This window comes from Undibacterium sp. GrIS 1.8 (assembly GCF_040544445.1).
Classification (GTDB): Bacteria; Pseudomonadota; Gammaproteobacteria; order Burkholderiales; family Burkholderiaceae_D; genus Undibacterium.
This window is the reverse complement of record NZ_JBEONQ010000081.1, coordinates 1-11,390: the sequence shown is the minus strand read 5'-3', so window position 1 is coordinate 11,390 and position 11,390 is coordinate 1. Positions and strand designations below refer to the sequence as shown.

Here is an 11,390-nt window from a genome sequence, read left to right as displayed (position 1 = left end):
GTTTGCACATCCAAACTCATTGCCGTTAATCGATCCATGAAGCGCCATGTTGTATGTCGTGGACGGCTTCAACTGAGATTTGGCAGTCAGCCATGCTTCGTTGCTAGGAATGAGGTTATTCGGATCATTAGATGCTGTATAAACATACGCATTCAGCGGCGCTGAGGTTCCCGCCTCAGTCATCGTAAAATCCTTTAGTACTAACATTTGATTCGCTTCAACAGCAAAGGAAACAGGATATCCAACTTTGCCATAAACAACACCGCCAGTGATATCAGGGAATGGATTGATGTTATCGCCCGCCGTTGTTAAATTGACGTTACTTTGCTTATCCATTGGGTACATCATCACAAAATCCGAAGCGTTAGTCTGGCCATTCACCGTTTTCTGTGCAACATTTAAATAAAGTGCTGAATTTGAAGCATCGCACACTCCGTAACAATATCCAGTCATTCCTTGATCCGTCCAGCTCTGGCGAATCAACGTACCACGGTGGTAGACTGTATTGATCAATGCTTGTATTGCACCCGGCATCGTGTTTGCAACTGAACCACCTGCACTCACAAAATAATTGGTCGCATAGCCAGCAAAGTTCGCCCTGTCAGTATCAGTCACGCCCGTAAATCCAGGTTTACTTGGATCTTCTGTATGCGTTAAGCTCTGATTTAGTACTAAATAATTCGCATGATTTTTACTAGCCAGTGTCAATGGTGCAGAATACGCTAACAATCCCAAGCCCAACGAATGTCTAAATTGATTTAAATAATTAAACGCAGCTAATTCTTGCGAGCCTGCTGCTAACGGTGGTGCAGATACGGTTAACTGCAACTGAGCCGCAGTTGTCGGTGCAGTACAAGTTGGGAAATTAGTACGACCATTTGCGCATGTTGTTGCCAAAGGTGGTGTAGTTGTCGTTGTAGATGAACTGCCTTCACCCCCTCCACATGCAGTTAATATCAGAGCTACCGCCATGGAACTCAGTTTCGCCATCTTTATTACCGTAATTTTTGAGGTTTTCATATCAGTGTCCTTATTAAAAAATATTCTTCGTATCGTCTAGTCGTTGTATTGGTCGCTATTTTGTAACGATCACGACTTCATCCTATCCAAGAAAAATATTTGTCAAATCCACTCAAACAGAAAAAAAGCACGTTTAACACGTGCTTTTTTAATACTCGATCTGATCTTGCCTAGGCCCTTTTCCATGATGTCACCAGACTAAAGCTGCAAATTTGGTGTTTGAATTTTGAACTTAATTTTGTTTATTTAAGCGGGCACGAACCGTCTCTTTTTGCAGATCTTACAATGAAAATTATGCTGAAAATTTCTACGGTTTTTTGTATTAAAGAGCAAAGAACTTGAGCTACAACTATCGCATACAGCAACAAATACTAGACCACTTCTCGATTGGATCGTGTTGACTCATTTTACTGAGTAGATCGGTTGCCATTGATTTCTCCGGCGCTATTACCTTGTACAAACCAGATGCTGTGAGGACGGAGTGAATATGGGACAGTTCGGATTTGATGGCTATTAGGGAAAGTAGTAAAAAGAAGATATTCAGCGTACATACATAGTGGGCAGGTACTTTATGGAAATGGGATTCAAAGTTGAAATTCGTTTGCCAAAAAAGAATGTGCTGACTGGGCATATGTATAGTTGGAAGCAACTCAGCAGTTAGGTAACTTTATTGATCGTTTGCTATCTCGTGGTATTCAAAGAAACAGTGATAATCCATTCGAATTGATAGAAGAAATGCTGCTTGAAAAAAATCGTAATAATTAAACTACACATCTAAAAACCCTCTTTTAATCAAGAGGGTTTTTTTTCGTCCTGGATTTTTCAAGCAGATAAATATAGGGAAATAAACCAACGATCAACAAAGTAAAAAAATAGGAATTGATCAAAAATGCTAATGTAATTCCGATACCGCAAACTACACCGCCAATTAAAATACAGATGCTTTGAAGTTCATTTTTCATCATCGGGCATTAACCCCATTTTTCCATGCTAGTGGTATCTAAATTGTCAGATGCGTTGATACCAATTTTAAGACGGGGAGGGGAGACATCTGTCGTTTTATTCGTATCTTTTTGTTGGACTAATTGTGATTTACCCATATGATTTGGAATACTTTTAGTCTCCAAATGGCTGTGCACTTTGGTCTTGTCCAAACTGCCGGTAACAGTTTCTTCAGAATTCAATGATGTTAAAAACTGCTCCGCAGCGGTTTTTAGCATTCTTGTTCTCAAGTGTTTGTTTTCGGTAGAATGAAGATAAGCAAATAGCAATGGATGCTCCTCCTCAAGTACCGTCATTTGTAATCTCAAATTAGCCATTTTTTTCCGCTCTTCGTTTCATACTCTCTCCCACCAGTAAAAAGCCGATAGCATTGGTAAACGCGGGATTGTCTAATACCTGAATATCATTCATGGGAAACGTTGATCGGACGATGGGTTCGTAAAACTTAGCTCCGCCACCGGTAATCAAAATACTTTGTAGATCCTCCACGTCGCCGACCCGGGTTTTTATTTCTTTAACCGTTTCTTCAATAATTTGTGTTGATCGGGATAGGTACTCGGCCAGTTCCGTCTGGCTTATCACATGCTTAAAATAGTTGAATGATTTTCTTGTGACAAATGCTTCGTCAATCCGCTCAATTCGATCCAGTTTTCCACCCTGATATTTGTCACTAATCAATTCTGCTATTTGCTTTAAGACATGTGACACACCGCCCACCCGTCCGCCACTCCGTGCGTCTATCATATTGTGACCGGAGGAAACTACCCAATCTGTCGTGACATAGCCCGGATCAATGACTAGCCTTGTGTGACCATCATTGATGGCACTTCCGTTGATCGATCCAAACATGGCCAGCGATCCGACAGGTTGAGGAATGACAACAACTCTTCCAATTGATATACGCCGGTCATTGACTTCGACTTCCTTGCCCAAGATGTCTTTGAGATGATTGGCATACAGTCCCATGGTGTGAACCGGAAGTCCCAGCGTCAATATGTCCACGCGATCAATACCTGCGTAAAACAAAGCGCCAAGTAAGAGAGCTTTATAATTTTTCGTTTTGGGAAAGTCTTCTGATAATGCTCGGCCGCTATTCGAACTTCCCATTGCTAGGCGGACATCGGGGCCAATTTCAAATGTATCACCGTCCACGGTTACTTTAATCGTATTGCGCTGTACAAAGTTGGCAAGGTTAGTTGTTACTGTATTGTTGTTGGATATTGGAGCCAGCGAAGGGAAGGAACCGGTAATGATTTCTTCATCTAAGCGCACTGCCCACTTCGTTTGTCCAAAGCCAACGTCGATTGCTGCAGCTTGAAAATTCATTGAGGTTTCCTTTGATAGTAATCATTATTTAAAAAACGAATTAATTGATTCGTTTACGCAAAGCCATTGGAACCCTTAATTTGCTCCGGGTTATTGGCTTGAAATGTTTGTATGTGTATTGAATCACGGACTACCGTCCTGTTATTCCGTGTTTCACTACCTAAATTTGACTTGATTTAGAAGAACCAGCGGTTAAGTCGTGATTAAGTCGTGGTTCTGAGTCCAAGGGGAAATTGCTTCTTCAAACCAGTGATTAAGCCGTGAATAAGCCGTGGTTACGCCGTGATTAAGCCGTGGTTATGAGTTCAAGTGGAACTTGCTTCTTCAAACCAGTGATTAAGCCGTGAATATGCCGTGAATAAGCCGTGATTCTGAGTTCAAGGGGGAGGTTGCTTCTTCAAACAAGTGGTTAAGCCGTGATTAAGTCGTGGTTCTCAATTCAAAGCGGATGTTTGATTGTCAAACATCAATGCAAAAAATATTACGTCCGAGTTTCTAGTGTGATGACTTTGATTTCAGAAAAGTAGAAGTCGTAAAAGACGTGAGAAATGGCTATGCATATAGTTAATTAACTTCCCACAGTGCTATCTATCATCATCAGCAGCAGCACAGAATTTGAATCAACGCTAGGAAACTAGCATCGACATAGGGCGCAACGCCCGCAAAAAGTTGTTCCGGTTTTAGTTTCTCAGTTGACTGTATTCACCTCAATTTTACGACGTGAATTTTTTTAATAAAAACAGCAACTTAGAAGACTAAAGACTGAGGACGACAGAACAGTGATAAACATTGGCTTAGACGGTTGTTTTAGAGTCTTGCAGGGTATGAAGCCGACTCTAAAGTCACAATCCCGACTACAAAGACCATAAAAACTTAGGATGCCTAATTACCCGTCTCAGGGTGACATAAACCGGAAAAAGACCACAATCGAGTGCGTTTTTATGAAGGTTTATGAGGTATCCCACATTCAGTAAGGGCGGTGAGCCTTAAGACTGTTTGTGCCATTCAATAACAAGGTGTTGCTACCTTTCCCCAAAAAGCAGAAGGATCATTGGATTTGCAGAATTGGTGCAACCAAGCTGTTTTCACCCCATAAATAGAGTTACGCGCAGCGCTTATAGATGAATGTCTCCTCTGGAGCTTCCGAGAAAAAGTGACGTGGCAGTAAAGAAGTTTTGGGTAAATGAAATTGGTTTGATGAATTGCAAAGCAGGTTGAATGACGACGTGAGTCGTTTCTAGTACGGGTGCCAGCCAGTATTAGAGAGCCAAGTTTATCGCTAAAGAGTCCTGGACCTGCCGGAGGCCGCCCCGTAAGGCGTTAATTTGCAAAGATTTACTTATCCACTCCATACAGGGGAAAATGATGGCCGTTACTTATGAGCATACGCATGATGTCGAGAGGTCCAAATTGCCGCAGGCGATTAAAAATGAACTGAGCAAACTATTCTCGAAAAATATTCACATAGCACATAGCAAGACACGTATTAGCAAAGCGGCTCTGGGTATCAAAACACAGCGTCTGCGTTGCCTTAGCATTACCGCCGCGATAGAAGAGATGTACACCATTGGTAAGTTTGAAATTAAAAGTTTGGATAATCTCAAAGAAAAACATATTCAATTTTTAGTAGACCACTGGGTCGCAAAAAAACAAAAACGCGGCACGATTGAAAATAAGCTTACTTACTTGGCGACCTTGGCGAGTTGGTTAAAAAAAGCCAACATCGTCAAAGATCCAGATAGCTATCCATCATTAGCCGAATTACCGAAAAGGACCGGGATTGTCATAGAAGACAAGTCATGGGAGTCGCACGGCATCGACGTTAATGCATTAATTGGCCGGATCGCCATGGAGAATAAACACATCGGTATTCAACTCATGTTGCAAATTACCTTTGGCGTGCGCGCAGAAGAAAGTATGCTCATGCGACCCTATGACACCGTCATGCGTCTATTCGGTGAGACCTACCTCCAGGTCGAAGATGGAACCAAGGGGGGACGACCACGTAAGTTTAAAATCGATGACGAATCCCAACTGGCCATTATCGAGATAGCCAAAAACTATATTAACAATAAATCTAAAACGACAATTCCAGCGGAGTACTCGCTCAAAAGATGGAAAAGTCATTATTACTATGTACTAGGAAAACATGGCATTACCAAAGAGGGCTTGGGTATAACAGCACACGGCTTGCGCGCACAATATCTCAACAATCTGTACAAAAATTTAACGGGGTTGGACAGTGCAGTGCGTGGTGGCGAAAAACCAGCCCAAGATATCCTTGCAGCCGCCCGCCAAATTATTACCGAACATGCCGGACACTCCATAGCCAGCAAAGCCAATGCATACATTGGCAGTCACGCGGCGATGAAAACCAAAACCTCAAAAGACCTGACAAATGAGCAGATTCTCGCTGCTTTGCAAACTTCTGAGGGCAATAAGATGAAAGCAGCTGAGCAACTAGGCTGCGCTCGCAGCTATCTCTACAAACGACTCAAAGATCTGGAGCAAAACCATGAACAGGCTTAAACACGTATTGTGGATTACCACGCAATTATGGACATTGCTCCTCGCATTCACGTTTGTTGTCTTCATCATCAATAGTAATGCAATGTGGATGCAAGTCAAATTACCGCTGCTCACGGTCGGTCTATTCCTCATGGTGATGGTGGCAAGAAAGTTAGCACATCACTACAGGGAAAAGTTCTCCACAAAATCAGTGGGAAACGCTGTGGATAAGTCGACCTGACGTTGAAAAAGTGCGGTCTACACCTAATAAATTTAAAGCGATTATTCATTGCTACATTTTTAAGCAATGGTGCCACTATAAGCGAAATAGATTTCATCACCACTTTTCCAACGCGTTGGAAAAGTTCCTTACGATGAAAACTTTTACGCCAATACCAAAAGTAATTGTATTGAGCCGCGTCGCTTTTGGATTTGCCTATCAAAGGCAAACAGAAAAATAATTAACGTCCACATTCCCGCCGGGAACGAGGACGTCAAATACGACTCAAAAGAGCTATTGCAGAAGAGAGTTCAGAATATCACTCACCTGTTGCGCAGCCATTTTGGCCCACATGAGATAACCCTCATCGACGAGTTCCCTGACACGGCTTTCCCCTAATTCACGTAATAAAGTTGGGGTTATTGCACCGAGTTTGCGCTCTAGCAAAGTTTCCCAGCACGCTTGTTCCTGCTCTTCAAACTCGACCCAACCTGTCACGATACGCATTGTGTACCTCCATGAGTTAACTTCCACTAATGGACAACAAGATCTCAGAGTCCTCGCCGCCATTGCTGCTTTACCCCTTCAATCGCACCCCCTAAAGGTGAAAAATAGGCATGAAGAGTAAACCGCCAAAGTCCTCGCCATCCAGGCTCTTGCACTTGCGCATGAGCGGCTACTGATGCCTGCCAAGCCCCGATAAAAATCGCACAAAATAATTTACAGCCAAACAGCACAAAACGTGTCACTAAGATCAGCATATGTCTTCTCCTTAAATAAAGCTCGTTGAATTGAATCAGGAATTCCTCACCTAGCTGCGGTAGAGCGTGCGGTTACATTGGTTGCACTGAAAGTACCGGCGATAATCTGAGTGATTACTCCAGCCGTATTGCCGGATAGCGCGCGAATGGCAGTGATAGCACTGTGTCACAGAGCGTGTCTTACATTCTGGATGTTCCTTCCAATACTCTTCCAAGGTCGCTCGAGATAGCCAGTCCCGATGAGGTCCCGCAACCGACCCTTGGTACCACACATACCCAATAACGCAGATCACAACGGCGTACAGCACTATTCCATAGAGATGGTTCATTTTGTATTTCCTTTTTGAAGAAGCGAACGACAATAATTGAATAGGGAAGGGGACTAAGTGCGTTTATCGAACGCGCTGATAGTCACGTCCGTCGAAGATCAAAAACCCGGTCTGTTTATCGATCGTCAAAAATAACGACAATCCATTCCGTATTTCTAAGGTGCCGTCTTTCATCACCGCCGGATAATTACGGGTGCAATGATCGAAACAGTAGATGGTGGTTTGTCTCACGATAAAATGCGCATCATTTTTAACAATCTCGAGCTTGTTACCCGACTTCTCTCGATCTTGCCAATGCCCGACAAAGGCAGTCCCCGATTCAGACTCGGGTGCCTGACATCCGGTGAGGCAATTGAAAAAAACACCAAGAACCAATACTATTTTTAAGAAAAATTTCATAATCCACTTTCAGAAGAATAAAAACGCGATCTGGTAGTGCAGAGTGATCGCAGGTCGATGGGAATGACCGAGACTGCACATCACATTGAGGTCATTGATTTCAAAGATCGCCCGTTGAAACCGATCGCTCAATAAGCTCAGAGTCCCATACAAAAGCGTCTTGTCAAATTGCAGAAAATTGAACAACTGTGGGAGAATTGGGTGCTCACATGAAGAGTGAATATCTCATTGAAAAAGCAGATATCAGCAGATGAACTGAGAAAGAAATCAATAAGAAGGACTGTAGGAGAGCGCAGTACCCCGATATAGAGCATGAGCCAAATGAGGTTAATTTAAGGCGCGTAAACGAATTTTGACGTTAATTGAGTATTTGCATCAAAACAGCCATTGATTTTCAATTCAAAGATGCCATGTTTTTTCAACCAAAATTGCCACTAATTTTCATCTCAAATCTACGATTGAATTGCATCAATAGACATCGCAGGTTCTTAAGATCGACATGAATATTACGCAATGTCTAAATGCAAAATAGCCACTGGAGGGGAAGTTCAAACTTTCCCTCCAGTGGCTATTTTGCGTAAGAACTTTACGATCGCAAGCGAACTAGCGACCGTAAGCGGCCAGCGCCTCTACATTGCTTCGCGGCTTAGCTTTTAGAATTTGGTTGGTATTGCCATGCTATCGGCGCTGACTTGCATGAGCGGCTGGATATCGTTATTCAGTCGATCTCTGAGCGAAATGATATTAAGAAGAAAGCGTCTGAGAAAAGATAATTTTTTGGTGATTAATTAACGTTTCATTTGGATCTTGCTGCATTTCCTAGGCAGGCTGGAAAAAAGTGGCAATCGATTTACTCGTTATCAGATAATTTCAATAAACGCAGGCGACGAACCGAGCAGTACAAAACTACTTCTCGTTGCTGATCCCGAAAAGTGCGTATTTTCAAGTCATCGATGCGGATGAACATGAGTATGTCCTACCAGTGAATATTTCTCTTTTTTGATGTCTACCGGTACCACATGTACATTGCCATGCCGAACCCCGGTTTGTGAAATGATGGCATCAGCGCAGGCGCGTACCTCGGCCATTTTTCCTTTCAGCACGACGGTTTCTAAACAATTGTCATGGTCCAGATGGATGTGTTGCGAGGCGATAGCAATATCGTGGTGCTCATGCTGCATGTGGGTCAGACGATTGGCTAATTGGCGCTCGTGATGGTCATAGACATAGCTGACGGTTGCTACGCACCATTTGGCTTTTCCGGTGGCGACATCGGCCTCACCCAATTCTTTACGCACGAGATCACGAAAAGCCTCAGAGCGGTTTAAATAGCCTCTGCTTTCTACCAACCGATCAAAAGCATCTGCCAGATCGTCATCGACTGAAATGGTTAAGCGTCGCATCTTTTACCTCAACAAAATAAAGAAATTTTTTTATCATGACTCAAGTGTGTTCACCATACCGCAGTCAATCGTCATGATGACAAAGACCATTGTTCTCGCAAAGCTCATATCGACTGGTCTAATTTCAAATCTGAAATATGCTGCTCAAAAATTGGCAATTAAATTCACTCTCAACGAGCGCGATTCGATCGGATGAAAGTGTTTATCAAATACCCCCGCTGCAGGTTCACCCGGTAATCTTGATACATAAGCGTAGTCGATGGCTGAGTCTTGGCGGTTGGTTAAATTATAGCCTTCAAGATCTACCCGCAGCTTAGGACTAATCTTGTAGCCGATGCGTCCGTTAAGAGTTACTGTCCGATCAGATCGAACTGAATTATCCTCAATTAATGGTCTTGGTCCAAAGTAGCGTAACTGCAAGCCTCCAAAATAGGGACCTAGGTTGTCAACCGCAAGTGCCAATGAGGCAACACCCTCAACTGAGCCTGGAATATAAGCACCCACAACATCAAAATTCCGATAGCGAGCTTTTGCAAAAGCGATATCCGCGTCGATTGTCAGCCACTTAAGCGGTTTATAGTAGTTAGAAAATTCAAAACCTAGTCGCCGGCTTGGGCGTCCTGTATCTTGGGTCGTACCCGCATCCCCTTGGAACAGCAATTCTGAATCAAGATCGAGGCGGTACACCGAAAGGCTGGTTTGCAGACCTTGGATCAACTCAGTTCTGACGCCGAGTTCTAAACCGCGAGACAAAACCAAGGCGGACTCGCGCGTGGCACTCATGCTGGCATCACGCGGATTGACTGAAATAGTGGCGCCCCGAGCATCGTTGCTATGAAAACCGCGACCCATATTAAAGTAATATTCGGTTTTGTCCCAAGGGCCAAAAATAAGACTTAGTTTCGGGCTGGGTAAATGTTCTGACACGGTATTAGAATTAGCAATAAGATTACTGGTGACATCATCCCGATAGAAATCCTCTCTGATGCCCGCAATACTTCTAAATTTATCAGTCCATTGGGTCGCATTTTCTGCATACAAGCCCAAGCTAGTTTCAACGGTATGATCCTCTCGTGTTGTAGATAGACGCTGCCGGTCTTTAGCCGAATACAAGCCGTTATGGATATTGTCGTTCTGAAATTGTAGCCCAACCGTATTCTCAGATTGACGTCCCATCAACGGTAGTTTCCACGTATGGCTCGCATTGAGAGCCGTTGTGACCCGTCGGTCTGGCTGGTTAAATTGATCACCATTAATAGGGTCGTCTAAAAAATAGGTGAAATTAGAGTACAGATCAAGTTGGTTATTAATTACGTAGGCATTGAATTTTGTTGCTGTTGTCTCTGTGGTTTTTTGCCATCCAGTAGATAAGCTGTAACGGTGAGCGCTGCCACCATCGCTAGGATCAATTACATCAAAACGATTGGCAAGTAGGCCAGAATCAATCGCACGCTGTGGAATCTGATCAGTAGAATTCCAATGGGCTCGGTAAGCCATCAAACTGATATTAAATCCGTTTGCCTCAGTACCCTCGCTGTAACGCAGTACACCGTTTACTTTACGATAGTCATCGCCGTGTACAAATGGGCCATCATTATGAAATAACTCCAAAGCATAAAGTAGATTGCCGTTACCGAATTTTGGTGAGTCAGCTAACAAGGTACGAGCAAATCCATTTTGTCCCACACCTACACTAAAAATTCCTTGCGGGAGTCGATTTGCATAAGCCACGCTGACCGATCCGGCTGACGCAAAATCTCCCTGTTGCGCATCATAAGGGCCTTTGCTGTAATCGAGTCTAGTCGCTAATTCGGGTATTAAAAAATTGACATCAGTCCATCCTTGTCCATGAGCATGGGTGCGCTGGTTGACCAACATACCGTCAACTGTAGTGCGCAGATCCGTGCCGTGATCGAGATTAATGCCGCGCAGATAGAACTGATTAGCTTTTCCTTCGCCGCTATGTTGGCTGACGATGAGTCCAGGCGTTGCTTCTAGCAGTTCACCCGGGCGATATACGGTACGAGCCTCTAATTGCTGCTGCGTTACCACCCCTACACTTGCAGCGCTAGCAATCCCGATCTGGCTATTTCGTGAACCCTCCACTACAACGGACGGAACTGTCTCATCCGTTTCTGCGCTCCAAGAAGGCGCAGCTATACAAGGCAACATGGCAATAACTAATGATATTTTTTTCAATTGAAAGTAAGGTAGTTTCTTTTGGAAAATATTGTCCATTGCTGAATGTCCCTCTTGGAATAATGATTAATTAAAGCAATAAATTGGGTGATTGAGAACAAAAATTCTCGATGTATGAATAAATAAATATTAGAGCTTCTTGCAAAATACCCAAACCAGTAAAGTCGAGCATGGGTGTGGCCACTGTTGCGATTGGTTTTCTTGTTTGAAGCGGCACATGTGA

General features: G+C 43.4%; 9 protein-coding genes. 1 reads left to right on the top strand and 8 read right to left on the bottom strand.

Features of this window, described 5'->3' with window-relative positions; all coding sequences use genetic code 11:
- The 3 genes from AAKU64_RS21370 to AAKU64_RS21360 all read right to left on the bottom strand — a co-directional run.
- Positions 1 to 1,020 (bottom strand): CAP domain-containing protein (locus AAKU64_RS21370; protein WP_354362975.1); only part of this gene is annotated, 1,020 nt, incomplete at its 3' end.
- 971 nt (positions 1,021 to 1,991) lie between these two features.
- Positions 1,992 to 2,339: a hypothetical protein gene (locus tag AAKU64_RS21365; protein WP_354362973.1), complete on the bottom strand. Its 348-nt coding sequence runs from the start codon at positions 2,337 to 2,339 to the stop codon at positions 1,992 to 1,994.
- Positions 2,332 to 3,348, bottom strand: coding sequence for a PRTRC system protein D (locus tag AAKU64_RS21360; protein WP_354362971.1), 1,017 nt, complete (start codon positions 3,346 to 3,348; stop codon positions 2,332 to 2,334). The genes AAKU64_RS21365 and AAKU64_RS21360 overlap by 8 nt, the downstream gene beginning before the upstream one ends.
- 1,365 nt (positions 3,349 to 4,713) lie before the next feature.
- On the opposite strand from AAKU64_RS21360, the gene AAKU64_RS21355 reads away from it, so the two are divergent.
- Entirely contained in the window at positions 4,714 to 5,877 is a 1,164-nt protein-coding gene (locus AAKU64_RS21355) for an integrase domain-containing protein (protein WP_354362970.1), read from the top strand.
- A 493-nt stretch (positions 5,878 to 6,370) separates the two neighbouring features.
- On the opposite strand, the gene AAKU64_RS21350 is transcribed toward AAKU64_RS21355, so the two are convergent.
- From AAKU64_RS21350 to AAKU64_RS21330, 5 genes are all read right to left on the bottom strand, one after another.
- On the bottom strand, positions 6,371 to 6,583 hold the full coding sequence (locus AAKU64_RS21350; RefSeq protein ID WP_354362969.1) for a hypothetical protein: 213 nt from the start codon (positions 6,581 to 6,583) through the stop codon (positions 6,371 to 6,373).
- Between the two features lie 44 nt (positions 6,584 to 6,627).
- Positions 6,628 to 6,837: a hypothetical protein gene (locus tag AAKU64_RS21345; protein WP_354362968.1), complete on the bottom strand. Its 210-nt coding sequence runs from the start codon at positions 6,835 to 6,837 to the stop codon at positions 6,628 to 6,630.
- Positions 6,838 to 7,229: 392 nt separating this feature from the next.
- A complete protein-coding gene (locus AAKU64_RS21340) occupies positions 7,230 to 7,565 on the bottom strand; it encodes a hypothetical protein (RefSeq protein WP_354362966.1) in 336 nt (111 codons plus the stop codon).
- 947 nt (positions 7,566 to 8,512) lie between these two features.
- Complete coding sequence (gene nikR / locus AAKU64_RS21335) at positions 8,513 to 8,968, bottom strand: nickel-responsive transcriptional regulator NikR (protein ID WP_323492981.1); 456 nt, start codon at positions 8,966 to 8,968, stop codon at positions 8,513 to 8,515.
- A gap of 144 nt (positions 8,969 to 9,112) precedes the next feature.
- A complete protein-coding gene (locus AAKU64_RS21330; RefSeq protein ID WP_354362965.1) occupies positions 9,113 to 11,206 on the bottom strand; it encodes a TonB-dependent receptor in 2,094 nt (697 codons plus the stop codon).
- Positions 11,207 to 11,390 lie beyond the last annotated feature (184 nt).